General features: G+C 27.4%; 21 protein-coding genes. All 21 read left to right on the plus strand.

Annotated elements, in window-relative coordinates; translation table 4 throughout:
- The first annotated feature begins 2 nt into the window (after positions 1-2).
- The 21 genes from MCJ_RS03525 (at position 3) to MCJ_RS01135 (ending at position 25,017) form a co-directional block, all read left to right on the plus strand.
- Complete coding sequence (locus tag MCJ_RS03525; protein ID WP_012751428.1) at positions 3-1,010, plus strand: hypothetical protein; 1,008 nt, start codon at positions 3-5, stop codon at positions 1,008-1,010.
- Between the two features lie 147 nt (positions 1,011-1,157).
- Positions 1,158-1,511: a hypothetical protein gene (locus MCJ_RS03770; protein ID WP_012751429.1), complete on the plus strand. Its 354-nt coding sequence runs from the start codon at positions 1,158-1,160 to the stop codon at positions 1,509-1,511.
- A gap of 23 nt (positions 1,512-1,534) precedes the next feature.
- Entirely contained in the window at positions 1,535-2,842 is a 1,308-nt protein-coding gene (locus tag MCJ_RS03675; protein WP_231833532.1) for a site-specific DNA-methyltransferase, read from the plus strand.
- The gene (locus MCJ_RS01045; RefSeq protein ID WP_012751431.1) at positions 2,842-5,301 is read left to right on the plus strand and encodes a DEAD/DEAH box helicase family protein; all 2,460 of its coding nucleotides are present in this window, start codon (positions 2,842-2,844) and stop codon (positions 5,299-5,301) included. The genes MCJ_RS03675 and MCJ_RS01045 overlap by 1 nt, the downstream gene beginning before the upstream one ends.
- A 42-nt stretch (positions 5,302-5,343) precedes the next feature.
- Positions 5,344-5,688: a hypothetical protein gene (locus MCJ_RS01050; RefSeq protein ID WP_012751432.1), complete on the plus strand. Its 345-nt coding sequence runs from the start codon at positions 5,344-5,346 to the stop codon at positions 5,686-5,688.
- 145 nt (positions 5,689-5,833) lie between these two features.
- Positions 5,834-6,739 (plus strand): hypothetical protein, encoded by a 906-nt coding sequence (locus MCJ_RS01055; protein ID WP_012751433.1) that lies wholly within the window; start codon positions 5,834-5,836, stop codon positions 6,737-6,739.
- 2 nt (positions 6,740-6,741) lie between these two features.
- Positions 6,742-7,758, plus strand: a complete 1,017-nt coding sequence (locus tag MCJ_RS03530) for a hypothetical protein (RefSeq protein ID WP_012751434.1) — start codon at positions 6,742-6,744, stop codon at positions 7,756-7,758.
- A gap of 407 nt (positions 7,759-8,165) precedes the next feature.
- Positions 8,166-8,555: a hypothetical protein gene (locus tag MCJ_RS03775; RefSeq protein ID WP_012751436.1), complete on the plus strand. Its 390-nt coding sequence runs from the start codon at positions 8,166-8,168 to the stop codon at positions 8,553-8,555.
- A 507-nt stretch (positions 8,556-9,062) separates the two neighbouring features.
- Complete coding sequence (locus MCJ_RS01075; RefSeq protein ID WP_012751437.1) at positions 9,063-10,577, plus strand: LppA-related lipoprotein; 1,515 nt, start codon at positions 9,063-9,065, stop codon at positions 10,575-10,577.
- A gap of 82 nt (positions 10,578-10,659) precedes the next feature.
- Positions 10,660-11,331: a (d)CMP kinase gene (gene cmk / locus MCJ_RS01080; protein ID WP_012751438.1), complete on the plus strand. Its 672-nt coding sequence runs from the start codon at positions 10,660-10,662 to the stop codon at positions 11,329-11,331.
- Positions 11,331-12,638: a ribosome biogenesis GTPase Der gene (gene der / locus MCJ_RS01085; RefSeq protein ID WP_012751439.1), complete on the plus strand. Its 1,308-nt coding sequence runs from the start codon at positions 11,331-11,333 to the stop codon at positions 12,636-12,638. Before cmk ends, der begins: the two co-directional genes overlap by 1 nt.
- Before the next feature lie 31 nt (positions 12,639-12,669).
- Positions 12,670-12,942 carry an HU family DNA-binding protein gene (locus tag MCJ_RS01090; RefSeq protein WP_012751440.1) on the plus strand — a complete coding sequence of 91 codons (273 nt, stop codon included), beginning with the start codon at positions 12,670-12,672 and terminating at the stop codon, positions 12,940-12,942.
- An 18-nt stretch (positions 12,943-12,960) separates the two neighbouring features.
- Entirely contained in the window at positions 12,961-13,194 is a 234-nt protein-coding gene (locus MCJ_RS01095) for a hypothetical protein (RefSeq protein WP_012751441.1), read from the plus strand.
- 8 nt (positions 13,195-13,202) lie between these two features.
- Positions 13,203-14,999, plus strand: coding sequence for a translation elongation factor 4 (gene lepA, locus MCJ_RS01100; protein ID WP_012751442.1), 1,797 nt, complete (start codon positions 13,203-13,205; stop codon positions 14,997-14,999).
- Between the two features lie 10 nt (positions 15,000-15,009).
- A complete protein-coding gene (locus MCJ_RS01105) occupies positions 15,010-15,855 on the plus strand; it encodes an MSC_0882 family membrane protein (RefSeq protein WP_012751443.1) in 846 nt (281 codons plus the stop codon).
- A 322-nt stretch (positions 15,856-16,177) separates the two neighbouring features.
- Positions 16,178-19,045, plus strand: a complete 2,868-nt coding sequence (locus MCJ_RS01110; protein ID WP_012751444.1) for an OppA family ABC transporter substrate-binding lipoprotein — start codon at positions 16,178-16,180, stop codon at positions 19,043-19,045.
- Positions 19,045-20,097 (plus strand): ABC transporter permease, encoded by a 1,053-nt coding sequence (locus MCJ_RS01115; protein ID WP_012751445.1) that lies wholly within the window; start codon positions 19,045-19,047, stop codon positions 20,095-20,097. Before MCJ_RS01110 ends, MCJ_RS01115 begins: the two co-directional genes overlap by 1 nt.
- On the plus strand, positions 20,078-21,232 hold the full coding sequence (locus MCJ_RS01120; protein WP_012751446.1) for an ABC transporter permease: 1,155 nt from the start codon (positions 20,078-20,080) through the stop codon (positions 21,230-21,232). Before MCJ_RS01115 ends, MCJ_RS01120 begins: the two co-directional genes overlap by 20 nt.
- A complete protein-coding gene (locus MCJ_RS01125) occupies positions 21,232-22,269 on the plus strand; it encodes an ABC transporter ATP-binding protein (RefSeq protein ID WP_012751447.1) in 1,038 nt (345 codons plus the stop codon). Before MCJ_RS01120 ends, MCJ_RS01125 begins: the two co-directional genes overlap by 1 nt.
- A complete protein-coding gene (locus tag MCJ_RS03820) occupies positions 22,269-24,605 on the plus strand; it encodes an ATP-binding cassette domain-containing protein (RefSeq protein ID WP_012751448.1) in 2,337 nt (778 codons plus the stop codon). Before MCJ_RS01125 ends, MCJ_RS03820 begins: the two co-directional genes overlap by 1 nt.
- Positions 24,598-25,017 carry a DUF3899 domain-containing protein gene (locus MCJ_RS01135; protein ID WP_041594495.1) on the plus strand — a complete coding sequence of 140 codons (420 nt, stop codon included), beginning with the start codon at positions 24,598-24,600 and terminating at the stop codon, positions 25,015-25,017. Before MCJ_RS03820 ends, MCJ_RS01135 begins: the two co-directional genes overlap by 8 nt.
- Positions 25,018-25,094: the final 77 nt, after the last annotated feature.

Below are 25,094 nucleotides of genomic sequence, written 5' to 3' on the forward strand. Positions count from 1 at the left end.
TTATGACCATCTCAAAAATTGAAAAATTTATTAACCTCAAAATACCTAGTGATATTCCTAATATCCCATTATTGAGAGGTTTTTTATACATGCGCTTATTTTACTATTTAGTAATTAAACTAAATAATGATCCAAATAAGAAAAAATATTATTATTTGCCTATTTTTCTTTATTTTATTAGCACACCATTCTTGTATATTGTGTTTACTTATATTCTTTCGATTACTAATCAAATTGATTTTTTAAAAAATATTAAACATGATATTTTCCAGAATGATGTTTTCCGATATTTCTTAGAAATTATATTTTATTTTTCTACCTTTTGATTTTTTTCATACTTGACTACTACATTAGGTCAAAAAGTTTTTGATAAGCTTTTAAGGAAAATTATAATTAAAGCTAAAGGAAGTGTTGACTCGACAAACCATTTTTCTTTTTTGGATAGTCTATACCTTGATAAATATAGCGATTACCGATGAGTTGAGAAAAAATTTATGGTCGATTATCAAGATAATTCAGAAACTGAAAAAGCAAAAAAAACAGCATTCAGAAGAAGATTATGATTAGAAGGTTGAAAATCTCCTGATATGTATATTGAAGACAATAATATTTTATATGTTTACGCAATCACATATTACAATTCTCGTTTTAGGTACGCTAAAAGACTAAATTTCCCATCATTTTTCTATTATAATTTTATGTTAAGAATTTTCATTTTTAATAGTAAAAATAATATATATAATGAAATGAATAGAAAAAATAAATGACGATTTAAACTTACATATTTATCTTTAATTTCCTTGAATGTATTGATAGCTTGCATATTTTATATTTTCTTTATCAAACAGTACACTATTTCAATTTTTGGTAATAATTTGCCTAATTACTTATATTACATAAATTATTTTTTGAATACTCCTTATCTTGTGTCATGATCACTTCATCATTTAAATCTTTTTTATTACTTCTCCTCTCTTAAGTGATTTACTTCATGAACATTATATAAATAAAAATCCTTCTTTTTTCTTTCAGTTAACATAATCAAAGTACATCAAAATGTCTACTCAATTTAATAACAAGCTAAAAGTAATTTAATAAAAATATTTTTTATTCTTATCAAGTATAATTATTAAAAATAATAAATGTATGGAGGATTTATGAGTAGCTTAAAAACTTTACAAGAATACAAAAATGATATTAAAAATATGTCTAAAAGTCTTTTAAATGATGACCAAAAGAATTTGATTATCGAAATATTAGAAAATTCTAAGACAGAAAATTTAGACAATATATTCCAATTATTAATTCAAAAAGTAAAAATTGGTTTTACTTTTGATGTAGCACCTAGTGTTGATACAACACAAGTTGTTCTATTAACAAAAGACCAAAAAATGTCTTTTGTTAATGATTATTCAAAACATCAAAACAATAATTTAATTATTGGCGAGAATTATGATGTGCTTAAGAATCTACTAGCTCTCGAGAGAGAGAGAGAGAGACCGGGGCGCTAAGCGCTAACTACGATATTATCTATATTGACCCTCCATACAATACAGATAAATCAAGTGAAGAAGGCAATCAATTTTACAGTGAAAAAGATGATATAAAAGCATCTAAATTTATTTATCGCGACAAATTTAGTCGCAATGGCTGGCTGAATATGATGAACGAGCGATTAAAAATGGCTCGCTCATTATTAAAAGATGATGGTGTTATCTTTGTTTCAATTGATGACAATGAGCAAGCATATTTAAAAGTCTTAATGGACGAAATTTTTGGTGAAGAAAACTTTGTTGCTAATTTAGTGTGACAAAAGAAAAATACTGGTGGTGGCTCTGATAAATCGAAAATTGAAGTAGAAACAGAGTTTGTAATTTGTTATTCAAAAAATAACCAAGCAATTTGAAATAGTCACCCAATCAATAAAGAACGTTATATATTTGAAGATGAATACATTAATGAACGCGGAAAATATTATTTGATTGATTTGGACCATGTTTCTTCTTCGAGTTCTTTTCAATATTCCGTGTCGCTGGATTATGAGATTCAGGCTCCAGATGGCTCAATGTTTAAAAATTACAGAAATATAATAAATCCAATGTCTTATCGTTATACCTTAGGTAAAGATTTGTTTGATTTTTCTTTCAATAATGGCTTTATCGAAATACAACAAAAAAAAGCAAAAGATGGAACTAAATATTGAAAAGCATATAGAAAAGTTTATGAAAAAGTCACTATCAAAAGAGAAAAACCTTATCAAATTATCCCTAGAGTAAAAGGTAAAAACTTCTCAAATTTAATTAGCGATGTAAAAATAACTACAAGCAATGGAAAAAGAAATTTAATTTCAATAATTCAAAATAAAGACTTTGCTTTTCCCAAGCCAGTAAAACTAATTAAATATATAATCAATTTAATATCTAACAAAAATGCTCGTATTTTAGACTTTTTTGCCGGTTCAGGCACTACAGCACACGCTGTTTTAGAACTTAACCGCGAAGATGGCGGAAATAGAAGTTTTACAATTGTAACTAATGATGAAAATGGCATTGGTACAAATATTTGTTATGAACGAATTTACCGAATCAACAATGGAATGGGCACAAAAGGCGAAAGTTTTAATTGAGCACAAAAAAATCAACCCTTTAAAGCCAATCTAAATGTGTTTAAAACGCAGTATTTTGACACATCAATAATAAGCAAGCAAAACGATTTAATTAAAAAAACTTATTTAGAATTATTGAAAGACTTTAATATCAAAGATATTAATGAAAATAATATTAATCAACAAAGTATTCTTGTATCTTTAACAGCACTTAAACCTGTTAAAAAAGGAGAATAATGATTTTATCAAATACCCAAGAATATGCTGTTAGTGAATTAATTAAACGTTATAATGATTTTTTAAATAACGATCAAGATGATAACAAAAAAATTGTTTATTTTAAAGCGCCAACTGGTAGCGGTAAAACCTTTATGATGGCTAATTTTATTCATAGAATGATTGAAAATAATGCTAATGACGGCTCACCACATAAATTGATTTTCATTATTGCTACACTTTCGTCGGCGGATTTGCCTTACCAAATGGCGCAAAACTTACTTGATTATAAACATGATTTACAAGCTAATTATCAAGTTATAAAAGTTAATTCGCCCAGTGCTAGTGCATCGCAAAATAAAAGGGACTATGACCCACAATTGCACGCTGAAGCTAATAATGTATTTATATTTGGTAAATCATCATTTGGTAAAAACCGGATTTTAACTGAACATGGGATATTTGATGCATTTTTAGACCAAATAAGAAATGAAGATTATCGTTTAATTTACATTCGTGACGAGGCACACTATGGCTCAAATGAAACTAAAACTAAAAAAGATGCAAATGTTGAAAAATTTGAGTCTAAAGTTAGTAGTTTTGCAAGTTATGTAATTAAAATGACTGCTACTCCAGATTTTAGTCACAATATTGTCTCTATTGATGAAAAAGAATTTGAAAATGATAATATCAAACTAATTAAAAACAACTTAGTTTTCAATGAATCAATTAGTGATATTGATATTGATAAAATTGATGATATGCAAATTCTTGAGTTAGCTTGCGAAAAGTTTAACGAAATTAAAGATAAATACGCTGATAACAACAAAGAGGCATTAAATGTGCGACCAGCAATGCTTATTCAGGTTGATAGCGAAAATAAAGACCAAAGTGATGAATTTCAACAATACATCGCTAACTTAATTAAAATTTTAGAAAAGCACAATTTAAGTTGGGTTAAATATTTTTCAAATGACAAAATCACATCAAATAAATTAATTGATTCTGATTTAAAAGTTTCATTGAAAGAAATCTCAAGAAATGGTGCTAATTATGATGTTATTTTATTTAAAATTGGCCCAGCAACTGGCTGAAACATACCGCGAGCGTGTATGCTAGTACAACTTAGAAAAGTTGCATCAAAAGTTTTATCAACTCAAACAATTGGTCGTATCAGAAGAGTACCAATTCCAATGCCAAGATATCAATTTGATGAAAATTCAATTGCAAACACTTATTTTATTTATTCAAACCATGAACAAGTAAACAAATCTCGCATCCAATATCAATTGCAAGATGAATACAAAAATACCCAATTTGTTTATGGACAAATCAACATAGAAGCCATTAAAAAACAATTAAATAGCGCGAAATATAATGAGCAAATAATCAAAAATGTTTTTGATAAAAAACGTTTTCTCAAATATCAACAAAACTATTTAAATGATTATAAAAAATATCATTTTTTAGATGGTAAAACTTCAACATACGGTGATAAAGTAAAAATTGATACAAAAATTACTAACTCAATAGAGCTTGAATTATACGTAATTGGTCAATTAAATAAATTAAGAAAATACTTACCAAATGAATTGATAAATAAAATGCATCAGTTAATGCAGGACGAAAAAAGTGGTGAATATTTAATTGATAAAAATATGTTTTGTTACATTCTTATCAAAAAATTTCTTGATAGCATCAAACAAAACTATCAAAATTGTTTAGAAAAAACAGTAAATTCAACAAAAAATCAAATTTTTGAAATTAAAGAAAGCAAAAATTTACCTGATAAAAGTTTTATAACTATTTCTGATAACAATAAAGATAATAATATTGTTATTAAAGATGTAAACAAAATCAAGTACGCTTACATCCCAATTGATCCAAGTCAAAATAGTTACTATTTTGATTCAAAACCTGAGACTGCTTTTGTTAAAAACATTAAAGATTTTCTATCTAGAAGTAATGACAATGTTCAATTATGAACTAAAAACCCACTATCTAGCAATATTTCATTTGAGTACTTTGACAATGATGATGAGATTTTAGCTTCATTTCCCGACTTTATTTTTAAAATAAAAAATAAAAACAATGTTAAACATTATTTATATATCGAAGTTAAAAATATTAATGATTACAACCCTGAAAAAACAAAGAAATTAATTGAATCTTATAAAAAATATATTCAAAATTGAATCGATTCAAGTGAATATAAATTGTTTAGTAGTGAAATTAGCATTGCTGTTTGCTTTGTTAAAAGCGAAAATAATGATAACAATTATTACTTAATAGGCGCAAGCACTAATAAAGAATTTAACAACAAAATCAATTTAGAAGTACCATCAAATTTAGAAAGTGAAATTATAAGTAATCCAAATAAATACATTACATATGAAAACGCCATAAATATAATTGATGATGCTATCAAAGGAATTGAATTACCCGCATCCCTGAATCGCACAAAGCTTCAAGAATTTTAGAGAGAAATTTTTGATGATAAAAAATATGCATTAAATAAATGAGTGAAAATATTTAAAGAATCACAAATTGTCTTTAGATTTATTGACAAAGAAGAATACAACAAGATTATTGAAATTAATAATGAGATTAAAAATTTAGACGAAAATCAAATCAATGCACATATTCGAAATATCAAAAAAACCTTTATCAAAAATTTCGAAAAATATGTTGAATACAACAAAAAATTAGAAGTTATCATCGAAAAATTTAAAGAATTATTGGCAAAAATTGCTGCATATATTGAAAAAAGTAATGATGCTGAGCTTAAAAAACAATTGAAAAGTTTGTTGCAAAAATGGATTCATCAGACTCGATTCAAGATAAACAAAAAGTTGTTGATGAATTAAATGATTTTTTAGAAAAATACACTCGTTTCAAACAAAAATAATGACTTTATTCGAGACAGCATTCAAAGAAATGATGTCTTAAAAAACTTGCTAAAAATAAATTTTTCATTTATAATTAAATTAATCAAAATTAAGGAGGAAAATTGTGAAAAAAACAAAATTGATAATAAATTTATCTTTGAGTTTTGCAGCAATTGCTGGTATTTCTACATTAGCATTTGTTGCATCAAATAAAACAAATGTTAACACTAAAACAAATACAAAATATCAATCAGAATTTAAATCAATATTACAACAAGAGTCACAAAAAATTTTAAAATCTCTTAAACAAGATTCAGTTCAATCATTTTCATCAAATCAAAGTGATGAATTCAAACCTGCAATTAAAGACCTTAATAAATTTGAAAAAAGCTACAATCAATTTATCAATAAGTTGTTTGAAAATCCAGATTTAGATCCAAAACAACTAGCCAAACAAACATTAGAGTCACAAGGAATATCACAAAGTTTAATTAATAAAATATTCAATTCTAATCCAGGTGATATTTCTGCCACAAAGTCTTCTAGTTCAAAATCCTTTTCTATAAAAGAGTTTTCATCTTTTGAAGAAAATAAAAATTTAACATTTGATGAATTAGCAAATAAATTATGAAGGCAACATGTGCTCAATGCCTCATTTGCCGCTATTAATTTTGGATTAGCCATTGCATATACAGCCTCTTTTAATTTTGTTAGCGCAATTGCTAGTGGAACAGCTGGAGGGTTATTGACTACACTTTCAGTTAAGTATAAGGAAATGTATAATGAATTGGTAAATAGTAATAATTGAAATAATCTAAAAAATTATTCAATTGATACTATTCAAAATATATCTAATGCTTGATCAATTAACACTTTAGCTCTTAGTCTTGCTGAAGTAATTAAACAAATAAAACCAATAAAAACATTATTGCAAGGTGTAAGTTTGCTATCTTCGCCAATTTCAGTTATTATAAATTTTATTGATGTGATTCAAAATATATTATCTATCATTATTGATAAATACATTTAATTATGACCATCTCAAAAATTGAAAAATTTATTAACCTCAAAATACCTAGTGATATTCCAAATATCCCATTATTGAGAGGTTTTTTATACATGCGCTTATTTTACTATTTAGTATTTAAACTAAATGGTGATCAAAATAAGAAAAAATATTATTATTTGCTTATTTTACTTTATTTTATTAGCGTACCTTGACTTTATTTTGTGTTCACTTTCATCTTAGCGCTTACCAACCAAATTGATTTTTTAAAAAATATCAAGCTGGGTATTTTTCAAAATGATATTTTCCGATATTTTTTAGAAATAATTTTTTACATTTCTACATTTTGAATTTTACCATATTTCAATACTGCATTAGGTCAAAAACTTTTTGATAAAATTCTTAAAAAAATTATAATCAAAACTAAAGGTCGAATTGATTCAACAAACTATTTTTCTTTTTTAGATAATTTAGATCCTGATAAATACAATTATTATCATTATTGAATAGAAAAAATTTTAAAAATTGACCCCGAAAATAATAATCATTATAATAAACTGCCCAAAAAATGAATGTTTTCAAAAAAAGTGCGTTGAGAACACAGAAAAGTTACTGGGATGTTTGATGAAGACAATAATATTTCTTATATTTACGCAATCACATATTACAATTCTTATTTTAGGAACACTAAAATACCAAATATCCCATTATTTTTTTATTATAATTTTATGTTAAGAATTTTTATTTTTAATAGTAAAAATAATATATATAATGAGATCACAAAAGAAAATAAACTACGTTTTCGAATAGCATATTTAGTCTTAATTTCACTTAGTTTACTTGCAAGTTGTATTGGTTATATTATTTATATGAAATATAATACTTTTCTAGCAGAAATCGATGATAAAGCAGTAGAATATTTATTAATTTTTACTTTTTATTTTCTTCTATCATTAACTCATTTTTTCAATATTTTTTATCAATTTGCTGCTCGTAATCCATTTATTTGATGAACACTGTATGAAAAAGCAGAATTATCATAAAAAATATGTAAAATTTATAGTTAATTTTATACAAAAAAGTTTTAAACATGTCCACAATATCCAAAATTGAAAAATTTATTAATTTAAAAATTCCAAGTGATATTCCCAAAATTCCTTTTATTAGTGGTGTTTTATATTTGCGTTTGTTTTACTATTTAGTACTGTTACTAAATTCTGACAAAAATAAGAAAAAATACTATTTTTTATTCATTACACTAGTTATTATTAGTTATTCTAATTTGTATTTTACTCTAATTTTCTCATTGTTTTTTTCAAATTAATTGGATTTTTTAAAATATTCAATTAGATATTTTTTAGAACGAAATTTTTTGCTATTTTTTTGAAATCTGTATATATTTGTTCTTTTTTGAATCTTTTTCTACTATATTATTTTAGCTCAAAAGATTTTGCACCAATATTTAAAGCGAATTGTTATTAAATCTAAAGGAAGTATTGACTCTGCAAACCATTTTTCCTTTTTGGAAAATTTGGATCCTAAAAAATATACTAATTATAACTGATTTGAGCAAAAATTGCTTGCAGATTCTCAAGGTAATTGACAAAATGAGTTGCCAAAAAATGAGTATACTGAAGAAAAATATGATCTGAAGGTTGAAAAGCTCCTCAAATTTATATTGAATAGAAAAATATTCGCTACATTTATGCAATCATATATCGAACTTCTTATTTTAAGTACTCTAAAATACCAAAATGCATTTGTTTTTTATTATAACTTAACGTTAAGAATTTTTGTTTTTAATAGCAAAAAAAATTTATATAATTGATCAACAAAATAAGATAAATTACACTTCAAAATTACTTATTTTTCTTTAATTTCTATGAATTTATTGATACCTTTCATATTTTATATTTTTTTATTAGAATATGCTGTTGGCTTAAAATATAATTTTTTCACTTCTGATCATGATAAAAAACTTTTATTTCTTATGCAATATATTATTTTGTTATCTATTATCGTCTAAATATTTTTTACTATATTGCAACTCGTAGGTGATTTATTTCATGAACATTATATAAGTAAAAAAATAATTTAAGTAACACCAATAAACTCTCTTTTTAAATTTAAAATGAAAATGCTTATTTTAATACAATTAGAATTAATCCAAATAAGCACTTCAATTAAATAACTTATGACTCCATTTCTATTTTGTTATTTAAAATAAAATGTTTTATTTATTTTTGAGCTGATAATAGATTTTGTTATTTTGTGTATTTAGATCTTGAAAAGTAAAAATTAATATATAATTTTACTAAAAATATAAATTTTAAATTTATGAGGTTTTATGAATAAATTACTTGCTATTTTTGTTTTTTTAGGCTTTTTCTTTTTAGTGTCTTGTAAACACAATCAAGTAGAATCTCCCATTAGCCATAAACCAAATTTTCCACCTCTTCGATCCAATCCAAAAAAACCCCAAGACAAAGAAATTTCGGCTACACCAAATGTTGATAAATCAAAAAATCAAATTGAAAACACTAAGAACCCAACCACAAATAGTAATATTTCTGATAAGGAAAATAAAGATAATAATTTAGAAATGGTTGAGCAAGGAACAACTAAAAACACTAAGAACTCAGCCACAAATGATCATATTTCTAATAATGAAAATAAAGATAATAATTTAGAAATGGTTGAGCAAGGAACAACTAATACAAAATCATTATTAAAAGAATCAGATTCTAAAGAGAAAAATAATGCAAGAATTAAAGCAGAACTACAAAATATTGTTAACAATATCTCATCTTTACAAACAGTAGCAAGAGACAAAACTAGTGATTTACCAGCAACAATTCTCTTCAAATTTAAAGACTTTATTCAAAATTTTAGTTATACAACTTTAATAAATCCTATTGCAAATATCGATGATAATATTTATTCTATCCAGCTTGATTTATCAAGTGCAAAAGCTAGTGCAACTGAAATTAATAATGTAATTTTAAAACTTAAATTTAAAGATAATTTAGACGTTTTTGTTCAAAAAAATATTTCCATTGTTTGACCTTCAAAAACTAAAGACTATGAAATTAGTGTTAAAAAATTACCAGATATTTTTAAAAATATTTTCCCATCAATCTTGGCATATACACTAGTAAATGTTGATTCAGAGGAAGTTTTTAATTCAAGAATTTTAGGTGATTTTAATTTTAGTTTAGAAAACTTTAGTTTTGGGCAAGATTTAAAAAATAACTTTTTAGAAGTTAAATCAAAAACTAATAATCATTATGATTTTAAAGTATTACAGGCAAAAGCTGACGATCAAAATGGGAGTTTAGAGCTCGAGATTCAAATTACTAATCTTGATCAAAATTTAGTTGATAGCCAGACTTTTACATTTAAATTTGAAGGGCTCAATCATGGTGATCGAGCTATAGAATTTAAAATTAATGAAGACAAAGTTTTGCAAGAAATTAAAAATAAAAAACTTAAAGAAAAAATTAAAACACAGCCTATTAATACATTTACAAAAGCTCAGCTAAATAAAATATTGACTGAAAATTTAGAAATCTACTTTGAACAATTGGCAAGCGTTTATAAATTAACACACTTTTTAGTAAAAGACCATTTGAATACAAACAAGTATCTTGTTTATCCAAAAATTATATTTTTTGACTTGCAAAATGCACAAAGCGAACCAATTACTTCTGATTTTGAATATAAAGATGGATATTTAGAATATACATATAAGTTTAAAACTGCTAATTTATCTTCATCATTTTTTCTTTATAACAATTTAAATGAGTTACTTAGTGGTAATTTTGCAGAAAAAACAGTGATTGGTAAAATTAAAATTGACTAAAAGTAAATTAATTAATTTTTATCAATGTGAAATTGCTACTAAACTAGTATAATTATTTAGATTGAAAAGTAAAGGAAGTAATATGACTAAAAAAATAAATATAGCTATTGATGGACCTTCAGGGGCTGGTAAATCAACAATTGCAAAAATTATTGCCGATAAATACGGTTATATTTTTGTCAATACTGGCTCATTATATCGAGCAATAACATATTATTTTCTTTCTCAAAAAATAAATGTGCATGATGAAAAGTTGGTTTCAAAAAGTTGAGATAATAGCAAATTAGTTTTACTAGAAAATGGAGATGTGATTTTAGAAGGTAATAATATTACTAAATTGTTGCGTAAAGATGAAATTTCACAAAAATCAGCTATTATTGCAAAATATAATAATATTAGAAATAGCGTTACACAAATATTGCATGATTTTCAAACAAAACACAAAGGTGTGATTATGGAAGGTCGTGATACAACTTATGTGTTAATGCCAAATGCGGAGTTAAAAATTTTTCTTTGAGCTGATTCAGAAGTAAGAGCACAACGAAGAGTAAAACAAAATCTAGAACTTAATTTAGAAACTAATTTTAACTTAGTTTTAAAAGATATTGAAAAACGTGATTTTATTGATTCCAACCGTAAAATAAATCCTTTACAAAAGACTTTTGATTCAATTTTTCTTGATTCAACAGTTTTATCTCAAGAAGAAGTTATTCAACAAATTAGTAAATTAATTGAATCAAAAATTGGTAAATAATGAAAAACACAGTTGCTTTAATAGGGAAACCAAACGTTGGAAAATCAACACTTTTTAACAAAATTATCGGAAAGAAAAAATCTATTACTGACTCAATGCCAGGTGTTACAAGAGATCGTATTTATGCAAAGACAACTTGGTTGGGTAAAACTTTTAATATTATCGACACTGGTGGTATTGAAATTGAAAATCGTACATTTCAAGATTTAATTCAGATGCAATCAAAAGTTGCAATTGAAGAAGCACAAGTGATTGTTTTAGTTTTAGATGGCCAAAATGCTATTGATTCTGATGATTATTATGTAGTTGATTTATTGCGAAAATCAAACAAAAAAGTATTGGTGGTTGCCAACAAATTAGAAGGTCGCAAAAGTTTTGATACAAGTATTTATTCTCTTGGTTTTGAACACATTTTCCCAATTTCAGCTATTCATGGCGAAGGGGTAGGTGATCTATTAGATGAAATAATTGCCAACATGAGTTTTTCAGATAAAAGTGATGATAATTTGTTTAAATTAGCAATTATAGGTAAACCAAATGCGGGAAAATCAACACTTTTAAACAAGTTGGTTAAATCTGAGCGTTCAATAACTTCTAATATTCCAGGGACAACTCGTGATTCAGTAAGTAGTAAATGAGTTGTTAACAATCATGAGTTAGAAATTGTTGATACAGCTGGTATTATTCGCAAGAGCAAAGTAGTAGAATCTGTTGATTTTTATGCACTTTTGCGAGCTTTTAATTCTTTAGATGAAGCTGATTTATCACTTGTTATAGTCGATGCTAGTCAGCCTTTGAGTCATTTTGATTCTCGTTTATCAGGTTATGCTTTTGAAAAAAATAAACCAATTATTCTTGTAATTAATAAGTGAGATTTGATTGAAAAAGAAACAAATACTCAACATGAATTTGTTAAAAAGATTAAAAATAACTATAAGTTTATAGATTGAGCTCCAATTGTTTTCCTTTCAGCTAAAACAGGAGAAAAAATTCACAAACTTGCTGAAACTATCATCAAAGTTAAGGAAAATCTTAAGAAAAGAATTTCCACAAATGTGTTAAATCGCTTTATTTTAGAAATTCAGATCATGCAACCGCCGCGTAGTCATAAGGGTAAAAGATTACATATTTCCTTTGCACAACAAGTTGAAGGCGCAATTCCAACTTTTGTTTTTAATGTAAATGATAAAGATACAATTCACTTTTCTTATCAACGTTATATTGAAAATCAACTACGTAAATATTTTGGTTTTGAAGGTTGTCCGATAAAAATAGTCTATAAAAATATACACAAATATAAAAAATAAAGTAAAATTCTATATAAAAAGGATCATTAAAATGAATAAAAAAGAATTAATTGAAATTATTAGTGCAAAAACAGAAATGAGTCAAAAAAATGTTGAAATTATTCTTAGTAGTTTTTTTGAAGAAGTTGCACACGTTATGAAAAAACAAGATAAGTTAGTTATCAACTCATTTGGTACATTTCAAGGAATTTACAAAGAAGCATCAGTTTCAATAAACCCGCTTACCAAATCTGAAATAAGAACACCAGCTAAAACTGTTGCTAAGTTTAAACCTTCTAAAAATTTAAAAGAATTTGTTGCTTAAAAATAATGGGATTGTTGTATGAAAAGAAGTAAAAAAAAGGAACAAACTAAATATTTGACAGAGTCTGAAATAGTTTATGGTAATGTTGTCTCTTCTGAAATTAAAGAACAAAAAAGAGGTAAAAAATTTGCACTATTTCTTTTACTTTTTGCAATTATTACAATTTTAGTGATTATAGGTCTATTTTTTGCATTTTTCAAATCAGGATCAAATGTTAATGAATTTGTTCCAATAGCATCTAAAATTAAGTAATTTTGTCAATGGATATCAAAAAAATTAGAAACTTTGCGATCATTGCTCATATAGACCATGGAAAGTCTACATTAGCTGATCGTATTTTAGAATTTACCCAAACAATTGCAAAACGTGATTTAAAAGAACAACACTTAGATTCAATGGAGCTTGAAAAAGAACGTGGAATTACAATCAAATTAAATGCTGTTCAAATTAATTATCAAGACTATATTTTCCATCTCATTGATACACCAGGACATGTTGATTTTACCTACGAAGTTTCTCGATCACTTGCGGCTACTGAAGGTGCACTACTTTTAGTTGATGCTACACAAGGAATCCAAGCACAAACACTAGCTAATGTATACTTAGCAATGGAAAATAACCTAGAAATTATTCCAATAATCAATAAAATTGATTTGCCATCAGCAAACATTGATTTTGTGAAACAACAAATTGAAGACATTATTGGTTTATCTACAGAAAATGCTGTTTTAGTTTCAGCAAAAAATGGTATTAACATCGAAGGCGTGCTTGAATCAATTGTTAAATTTATCCCACATCCCGAAGAAGAAAATATAACCAAACCTTTACAAGCGCTTGTCTTTGACTCCTATTTTGATATTTATCGCGGGGTAATAATTTTAGTTAGAATAGTCTCTGGAAGTATCAAAGTTGGCGATCAATTCTACTTTATGTCTAATGGTAACAAATTCCATGTTATTGAATTAGGAATTCGCAAACCTCATGAAGTTAAAAAGGAAACACTCAACACCGGTGAAGTTGGTTGAATTGCAGCTTCAATTCGCAATGCCAAAGATGTCTCAGTTGGAGATACCATCACCCTTGTTGGTGAGCCAGCTGCTAATGCGCTACCAGGTTATAAAAAAATGATACCTGTGATGTATACAGGTTTTTATCCAACTGATTCACAAGATTATAATTTATTGAAAGATTCGCTTGAAAAAATAGCGCTCTCTGATTCTTCAATTGTTTATGAACCTGAGTCATCAAAAGCGCTTGGTTTTGGCTTCCGCATTGGTTTTTTAGGTCTTTTACACATGGAAATTTTACAAGAGCGACTTGAGCGCGAATTTAATTTATCAATAATAGCAACTGCTCCTTCTGTTGAATTTTTAGTACACAAAACCAACGGTGAAGTTTTAAGTATTTCCAATCCTACTTTACTACCCGATCCTTCAACAATTAGCTTTATTGAAGAACCTTATATAAGAGCAACAATTTTTCTTCCAGAAAAATATTTGGGTGCAATTATGAGTTTAGCACAAGATCGTAGAGGTATTTATGAGGATTTAGAATACGTTGATCAAAGTCGGCGTAAACTTGTTTATCAATTACCTTTATCAGAAGTAATTTTTGATTTTTTTGATAAATTAAAATCACTTTCCAAAGGTTATGCTTCTTTTGAATACGAAATTATTGGTTACCAAGAATCCAAATTAGTTAAGTTAGATATTTTACTAAATGGACAAAAAATTGATGCCCTTTCAATGATTGTTCACAAAGATTTTGCTTATCCAAAGGCACGAGATCTAACACAACGGCTCAAAAATATTATTCCCCGGCACTCTTTTGAAGTTCCAGTGCAAGCCGTAATTGGTTCAAAAGTTATTGCTCGTGAGACTATTAAAGCTTATCGTAAAGATGTTACTGCCAAATTATACGGTGGTGATGTAACCCGGAGAAAAAAACTTTTAGAAAAGCAAAAAGCTGGGAAAAAAAGAATGAAATCTTTTGGTGTTGTTGAGGTTCCCCAAGAAGCTTTTTTGGCAATTTTAAAAACAGATTTTGAAGACAAATAAAGGAAAATACATGCTTTTTCGTAAAAATAGAGATTCTAATCATTCAAACTATCCTAGCCAACCAAACAATTTTGAAAACCGAAATTATATAAGCCAAAATAATAGTTTTTATCCACAAAATCAATCACCTTTTCAAAATGATAATTCTCAAGAGAAAAATAATTTTATTAATCGTGAGGTTCGTAAAATTTTTGGTTATGAATTATTTTTTTTACCACTCAAAATGACTTTTTACTTCTTGGTATTATTTACTATTGTAATAGTTTCGCTACTTTGAGTTTACGGTAAACTTTCTTGACCTAATGATCGCAAATATTTTCCTTATTTAGCCATTCCTGCTCTAGTTGGTGTGTTAATAGTATATTTAGCTATTAAAAATTTACTAGATTATTTAGCTGTCAAAAAATCTGTCAAATTTTTTCAAAAGCAATTAGAACTAAATAGTATCCACACACAAATGCCACCTATGATTCCTTGATTAGTAAGGAAAATTAATCAAAAAGATGTTAATGCGATTTGAGTAATAGGTATCTCCTTGTTAACTACAATTATTTTAGTTGCTGTTTTTATAGCAATTACTTATTGAAAACCAACTTTCAAAATAGATAAATCCAAGGAATACATTGCTGCAATGGCTACATTTGGAGTTCTTTTCGTTTTAAGTATATTTTATAAACTTGTTCTAAAAAGAAGGATAAATAACATCGAAGCTATTTTTGGTAATATATATCACCAGCATATTGATATTGGAAAAATACGTTTTCGTCGTCATTTAATATGAGCAATTGTGACAGTGGTTTTATTCTTACTAGTGCGTAGAATTGGTAAAAAACGTAATTTTATTAAAAGTAGGTAAAAAACTGTTTTAGTTTTTATAAAATACTCAAAATTGTAAATTTTTGTAAAAAATACCCTTAAATTATCATTTTTTTAAAAAATGGTATATAATATTATAGAGAAATTTATTATGAAAATGAAATTATTTAATATATGAACATCCAAAAATATTTTCGTTATCAATTCCAAACACGATAGCGATTATTTTGTTATTATTCAGTAGTTTTATTTTTCAAACTTTTTCTAATTATTTATAAATGATTAAAATAAAAAAACTACTGAACAAACAGTAGTTTTTTTATTTTAAAGATAAATTTAATCAACGTAAAAAAGGAAGGAATATGAATAAAATAGTAAGAAAATTATCTATAGGTTCTATAGTTACTGTTAGTCAGGTAGCACTTTTTGTCTCTTGCGCTATTCAACCAGCTTGGCAAAGACAAGAACTAAATAGTAATATTGATGCTGCCACTAGTTCGCCAAATGCCTTTGCTACAGTTTCAAATTTTTTTACCAATCCATCAACTATACAAATTTATTATACTACCCCATTTTTAATTCAAACAGTTAATGAAGGACAACTTGATATTCAAGCTGAGGGTTTTGATGAAGATAGCAAAAATAAAAAAGATAAAAGTAATATCTATAAAATAAAACGACCTTCATATGAATATGACAGCCTTGTTAGTGCTAAAGCAATTGTGTTGACTGATAAAGAAGGTAATGAATTTATTTTTGATAATGATAAGCATGAAAAAGGTTACTTGCCAGAAAACAGCAATTCTGAAGGTTTAACAGTTAGATTAACTTCAGATGATAAAAGAAGTATCAATAGTCTTTTTTTTCGTGAAACTCTTGATAAGGCTGTAAAAGTCCAATTATTTATAAAAGATAATATTTTTTGAACTGATTATAAAGGTGAATTAACTAAATATCCAGTTTTAGCAAAAGACTATTATTATGGTTATAAATGACAAAGACTTTTAGATAAAAGATATCGTGCAGCAAATGGTGGAGGGTCAAAAATTGATGATGAAGCCAAAGATAAAACACCTAATTTAGATCCAAAATCAAGATATTTTGATACCACAGTTAATAACTTTTATCTTTTTGATCTTTTTGGTCTTGATGTTAAAGATTTTGATAATGAAACACAATTTTTACAAAAATATCAAGGTAAAAATAAAGAATTATTTGATCAAGAAGCAATAACCTTTCACCAAGATAGTAGTAAAGGGCAAACATTTTTTGGAGCATTTTTTGATAAACTCATCATGTCTGGTACTTTTCAAGCTATGCCTTCTACCTTTGTTGATGAAAGAGTAGCAAGTTTGACAAAAAATAATTCTCAGGGTCAACCTTCTGGAATTTATGGTGAAACAGGTGAAGCGCTCCGTTTTGGTTTTTACTGATATGGTGCCGATTTTAAAAAAGATCTTTTATTTAATTCGCCTTATGTCCTCAATCATTGAGATACTCATCGTAAAACCTATTTTATCAATGAACACTATCCTAGAAGTAATTGAAAAGAAAGACTACCTTATGTGTATAAAAAAATAAATTTTCTTTATTCTAAATATAGTAGCCCTTCTGCTTTTACTAACTCACAATTTAATTCATTTCGTGAACAAACAATTCCATCTGTTAGTTTTGACACCTTAAATGATGCTCAGAAAAATTTGGTAGCATCCAATCGTGAGGAATTTGGATGACGACTAACTCAAGTTAATAAGACAAACGCAGTTAATAACTCTTATTTTTTAACATTAGTTCCTGGATCATTGAAACAAAATTTTCGACCAGAAGTAGGAATTACTGTTGATGATAATTACTATCCTTACAACGATAATTATGCTAAATTAATGTTTGGTGCTTCAAGATCTGAATTGGCAAAAGGAAATGTACAAGTAGTTAAACATATTAGTTCAGGAGTTGGTCTTCAATTTCGGCAAATAATTACAAATGCTTGAAATTTATATACAGCTGCGCAAACTCAAACCAGCCAATCACAAGCTTGAGCAAATTTTGTTGCCCCAGACAACAAAATTAGTACAAAAGCTAATTCAAAAACCCCACGCGACTTTTATTTGCAAGTCAATACTACTAAATTAGTTGATAGTCAAGGAAATGTTTATTATACCAAAGATCCTGAAACTGAAAAGCAACAAAACTTTAGAAATTTAAACAGTGCAGAAGAACAATACAAAGCACCAAATTATAACGTTTTACAAGCAAAAATGAAGGAAATTCTTGATAAATTCTATCAGGAAAATAATTTAAGTCCAACAGACAAAGTTGAATGAAGTTTGCTTAGCTGATTTATAAATGCTAATCAAAGAGAAATTGCCGCTATTACAAATGCAGCCAAAGCTATCAATGATTTAGATCCAAGACTTAATTTAAAAGTTACTTGACCTTTTACTAATCTAACTCGTCGTATTAACTATATTATAACTGGAACTGGACCCTTATCTTTTGGTGGTTGAAACTATGATTACGATGGAATTGGAACAGCACTTGATGGCCGTGTTCAAATTAATGGAGTAGGTTATGCAATGCTTTCAGTTTTTGATGCTCAAGGCCCAGATTCTAACTTAGCTAAATCATATCCAGAAATTTATCGCTATTCACAAGCTGCTAAAAAATTCTTTACTCCTTTTGCACAAAAAGGTTACATTCGTGATTTTAGTGAATGACAAAATGCTACAAATGCTCCCGATTATGGGGCAGATAATCAACACTTAGACCCAGATATGACTAACTTTTTTATTGGTTCAGTTATTGAAGAAGACAATCCTGATAAACCAGGTGAAAAGCGCAAAGTTTGAAAAAGTTTTACAGATCAAATTAATTCTAAGTTGGCTCCCGGACAACAAGAAGCATCATTTGATTTTGGTGCTCAGTCAGCTTCATTTAACTTACAATATCAAGAAACACATACTGATGAACAACTAGTTGCTTTGGTATCCGAGCTTAATTCTATTTTTACAACCGGACTAACAGATCAAATTAGTGTGCCTTCAAAACAACCAGTAGTTGTACTTTTCAATCCTAACATTGAGAGCCCTTATACAGATGCTTATAACTTTATTCCAACTGATATGCTCGAGATTATTCCATTGAGAAAAAAAGCTATAAAAACAAAGGAAGCACAAGCAAATCAACAATTTGGTTTAGAGTCAAATACTAACAATAAAGGAGATAAATAATGCCCTGATCTTATTTTATAAAAAGAATATTTTTAGCACTACTCACTTTTATTGCCATCTATGTTATTGTTTATTTATTAATTGCTAGTTTTTCACCAGATCCTTTTTCTGCAACTCTTGAAAGCGGTAAGAAATCTGATGGTAGCCAAGCTGCTAAACTAGCAGAATTACATGCTCGTTACTTTTTTGATAAAAGTCCTATTGTACGTTTAGGAATTTATACAGCTAATATGTTCAAGGGTGATTTTGGTCCAATTTATAAAACTGGTGAGACTAATGCGATTCCTAATTTATTTTTTTCACCACTTCGTTATACTATTTTAGTTTCACTACCTTCTTTTATTTTAAGCTCAATTATTGGTGTAACCCTTGGAATTGTTGCTGCCTACCGTCGTGATCGTTTAGAAGATGCAGCTATTTCTGGTTTTTCAACCTTCTTTGTTGCAATTCCTTCCTTTGTTTTAGCACCTTTTATAGTTTTCATCGCTATCAAATTAGGACTTCCTTTTGAATTTAAGGATCCTGCAACTTATGGAGCTGCTGTTACTGCAACTTCATTGATTCCACCAATTTTTGTTTTTACAATTACTTCAATTCCTGGTTATGTTTTCCTTGTGAGAAACCAAGTAATTACCGTTTTATCTTCAGATTATGTTCTAATTGCTAAGTCAAAAGGACTCTCAGCAGTTGCAATTTTTTTCAAATATGTCTTTCGAAATAGCTCAATTCCACTTGTTAGAGTATTATTATTTTCTTATGTTGGCTTACTATCTGGATCTATCATCCTAGAACAATTTTTCAGAATTCCAGGATCTTCTAGTATTTTGGTAGGTGCTGCCTTTGATGGTGAGATAAATATTTCAATGTTTTCCATTATTTTCTTTACCTCACTAGCTTTAATTGTCAATATTTTAGGTGATATGACATATGTTGTTATGGATCCAAGAATTACCTTTGGAGCGCAAAGTCAAACTAATTATCTTGCTAAATTTAAACATTGAAGATCAAGAAAACTAAAGGAGAAAAAAACTAATGACACCTCAAGAATTTAATGAAAAATATAGACTTACTCAAAAACAAGTTGAGCTTTTAAAAAGAGTTGACAATCAAAATGAGTCTTATCAAGTTACAGGTAAAATTGTTGAGTTATGAAAAGATACAATTAAAAAATTTTTTAAATCTCCAATTTCACTAATTTCTACTATTATTCTAACAATTTTGATATTAGTAGCAATTTTTACATTAATTTTTAGTCCTTATGATCCTTCTAAACCGATCTCTGAGGCTGATCCTTCCTTGGTTTATGAGCAACTTCCAAGTGGTTATGGAGCAATTAAATTAACAATTACTAGCGATGTTTTAGAAAAAATTCGTCTTTATGAGCAAGACAACAATGTCACTTTAATTCAAGGTGAGACTAATGAGTTGTTTCCCAATCGTTGAGAAGTTATTATCAACCCTTATCAAGTAATGAGTGTGCTTGATAACAATAAAACTTTCATTAGTGTGATCGGAACTGATCAATTTGGTCGTGATATTTGATTAAGAACTTGACAAGGAACATTAAATGCGCTTGGAATTGCTCTGATCATTGCAACTATTCAATTTATCATTGGGGTAATCTTAGGTACCTATCTAGGTTTCCACATTGGAACATGAATCGATAATATTGTCTTAAGAATTATTGATATTTTTGGTTCACTACCTTGAATTATTTTATTTATTATTTTCATTGCTATTTGAGGACCTACTACCATAGTTTTAATTCTTCTTTTGTCATTGACCGGTTGAACAGGGCCAACTTATGGTGCACGACTTTATACAGTTATTGTCAAAGATCAAGAATTTGTCTATGCAGCTAAAGTTATTGGAGCTAGCAAATTCAGACAAATTTATGCCCACATTCTACCAAACATTTTAGGAAAACTACTCTCATCATATGTTGGTAGCATTTTCTCTTCAATTTCCGTGATTGCCGGTTTAGCTTTTCTTGGTTTTATAAAAGAAAGTGCTGACTCTTCTGCTAACTTAGGTCTTATTATTAACTCATCAGTTTCACTGGCGGAAAAAAATGTATGAGCATTACTGTTTCCTTCAATTATCTTAGTTATTTTAGCAATTACTAGCCAATTTATTGCAAACGGAATTCACGATTCACTTGATCCAAGAGTTGGGGGTCGTAAATAATGAATGATAAAATCTTAAATGTAAAAAACTTACGTGTTAAGTTTAGAACTGGGCACCGTGAGTATCTAGAAATCATTCGTGGTGTTAATCTTAGCATTCGTCGTGGACAAATTATTGCCCTAGTTGGTGAGTCAGGATCAGGAAAATCGGTGACTTCAAAATCGCTTTTAGGTATTAATGCTTTTGCCAAAACTACAAGTGATGCTATGTTAATTGATGGCATTGATGCCAGCAAGTTTGAAAAAGATCGTCAATGAAGAACAATTCGTGGTAAAAAAATTGGCTACATTCCTCAAGATCCACTTGTGGCACTCAATCCAACTAGAACAATTGGAAAACAACTTTTAGACTCGCTCAAAAACGATAAACGCTTTAAAAATAAACAAGAAAAGAAAGAATATCTTATTAATTTATTAGAATCTTTTGGTATTAGTGAAGCACAAGCACGCTTTAATTCTTACCCTCACACCCTCTCTGGTGGACAAAAACAAAGGGTAGTAATTGCCATGGTCATTGCAGCTCAACCTTCAATAATTATTGCTGATGAGCCAACAACTGCACTTGATCCAACTGTGCAATCTTCAGTTTTAGCACTTTTAAATGATATTCGAATTAAACACAATATTTCAATTATTTTTATTTCTCATAACATTTCAATTGTTGCAAAGTTCTGTGATTATATTTATGTGATGTATTCAGGAAAAGTTATTGAAAAAGGAACAAGACAAGACATTTTTACCGATCCAAGGCACCCATATACTTGAGCGCTGATTTCAGCAATTCCGGAAACCTCAAGTGATGAAGCTTTATATACAATTAGTGGAAATCCACCAGATATGAAAAACTTAACATCTGGCGATCCTTTTGCACCAAGAAATGATTTTGCTCTCGCACTTGATTTTGAAAAAGAGCCACCTTTAATTCAAATTTCAAAAACACATTATGCAGCAACTTGATTGCTTCACCCTGAGGCACCAAAAGTGGAATTAAATCAAGAAGTTAAAACTAGAATCAAACTATTTAAGGAAGTTTTATAATGGAAATTGCATTACAAACTAAAAAGTTAGAAAAATATTTTAGTCACAAATCTAATATAGTAAAAGCTGTCGATGGTATTGATATTAGTCTAAAGACCGGTCAGGTTCTAGGTATTATTGGTGAGTCAGGTTCAGGAAAAACAACAATTGGGCGTTGTTTAGTGCGATTATATGAAAATTATGGTGGGCAAGTCCAATTATTAAATGAGGTAATCTCTGGTAAAAAACTTTCCAAAAAGCAAAATTTATTTTTGCGCAAAAATATGCAAATGATTTTCCAAGATCCTTTTTCATCTTTAAATGGACAAAAAAACATCTATGCAATTTTAAAAGAAACCTTAATAATCAACGGAATTATCAAAAATAAGATGGATGATATTTTTGCTGATTGATCAGATGTTGTTTTCCACTTCCAGCATTCATTAGAGGGCAAATATCTTGAAGTTGAAGAGCAAATGTGATTATTTTGAATGGAAAATTTTCAAAAGTTTGCCAAATATTGACAAGAGAGAATTTTAGAAATTAAAAACTTTGATGCAAACAGTTCTATTTTTGCAACTGAATCTAATGTTAATGATTTTTTCAATGAATACTTTTTATATTTAGAACGTAAACAAAAGCTTTTGGCTTCCAACTATAATTTTGGTTACAAAAATGTTTCTGAATTATATAACTTTTTTTATAATAAACAAAAAGACTACCGCAGTGGTTCACAAAGTAAAATTGAACTCTCTTATCGTCAAGCAGAACAAATGTTAAAAACTTTTGAAAAATCAATAGAAAAAAATAAATCTTTTTACTATAAAGAAATTAACCAAGCTTTTTCTTCAATTAAAGACGAAATACAAAAAGAACAAGCTAAATTTAATAATCAAAGCAATTTAATTAATTCTTATATTTTGCAATACAAGTATGAATATAAAATTAATAATAATCATGCGCTTATGAGTAATGAAATTAAAAGGTATTCTTTCTATAAAAAACAAGCAATTATTTACCAAGCAATTGTTGATTTATTAACAAAAAATACAATTATTTTTAAACAAAAAAATCGTTTTGCTTTTTTAGAATCTAATGATATTGAAAAATTAATTGATATTATCAATAATTTTAAGAATAAAGTATTGAACAAATATGAAAATGTATTAATAAGTTCAAATCCTAAAGAAAATCAGACTACAATTTTTGATTTTAAAGCTATTATTGACAAAGAAATTAAAACTCTTAATTTTCAAAGATTTATTGAAACTGCTGATAAAAACAAAGATCTTTATTATCAAAAAGTTAATTTTAAATCTCGCTTTCTTGTTTTTAAATATAAGTTAGTGATAAATAAAAACAGACGTGAAATAACACAAGATGAGCTTAATACTAAACAACAACTAGAAGCTAATTTCAAAGAAAAAAAAGCAGTCTACGATCAAGATAAAAATTATTTTATTACTAGATATGTTGTTTGAAAAAATGAACAGAATTTAAAGATAAAATCCTTAAAAGAAGAATATAATAAATATTTTGAACAAATTAAGCAATTAGATAAAGAAATTCTCCAAATACACAATCAGTTTATTTCGATTTTAAAATCTAAAAATGATTTTAAAGATTTAGTTATTGGTTTTAAACATAAATTTAGTGAGAAAAATTTTGTAATTAAATCATCAATGATTGAAAAGCAAAATTTAAATAAAGTCTATAGAAATATACAACTTTTTTATGGTATTAAAAGACTACCTTCATTAATTTTATTAAAAAGATACATTAAAAAATTTATTCTTAGTGAACTAATTTATGAAGCGCTCGAAAATGTTGGACTATTGAGATCTTTTGCATATCGTTACCCACATGAGTTCTCTGGTGGTCAAAGACAAAGAATTGCTATTGCTCGCGCTTTAATTGTTGAACCAAAAGTTATAATTGCTGATGAGCCAATTGCTTCCCTTGATATTTCTATTCAAGCACAAATTATTAACTTGCTAAAAAAATTGGTAAATGAAAAAAATCTTTCTCTCATTTTCATTGCTCACGACTTATCAGTTGTGGAATATATAGCCGATGAAGTTGCAATTATTCATGCTGGAAAGATTGTGGAAAAAGGAACAACAAAAGATATCTATAACAATCCAATCCATCCTTATACCATTAATTTATTAAATTCAATTCCTAAGATTTCAAATGCACATATTCCTTTTAAATCAACTTTATTTGATAATAAATATTTATTAGATCAAGCATTTCCAAATATAATTCAAGAAGTTCAAGTTAGTGAAAATCACTTTGTTTATGGCACAGAAAGACAGGTCAAAGTTTGGCAACACCAAGCTAGAAAAAATGTCTAGATTTCTTAATTTTTATAATCACAAAATAAAACGAAACTTTGGTTTTGGTGCTATTTTTGCGATCATTTTTTGATCGCTTTTATTATTTATTTTATTTTTATTATTAGTATTTTTAAAGAAACACACTTGATATAACGCACTTTCTGTGGTCGCTGTTATTCTAATTGCAATTAGTCTTTTGGCTACAGTTGTGAGACTTGGACTTTTTAGTTCTTATTCTTTTTCTTATAATAGTTCAAATTTAAGATCAACGAGAAAATTAAAAAACACAACCAATCCTAAATTACAAGGACAACCTTTAAGTTCTCAGGAATTAAAAGATAAAAAAAAGCAAAAATCACTGATACCAATTCTTTTAGGTTTTACAATTGGTGTGATTTTGCTTATTGTAAGTTTACCTTTTATTTTTTAGTTTGCAAATGGATGTTATAGTGTTAAGTTATAAAAAATGTGTTTATAAATTTTTGAATATTAACACTAAATAACTCT

Source organism: Mesomycoplasma conjunctivae (assembly GCF_000026765.1).
Classification (GTDB): Bacteria; Bacillota_I; Bacilli_A; order Mycoplasmatales; family Metamycoplasmataceae; genus Mesomycoplasma; species Mesomycoplasma conjunctivae.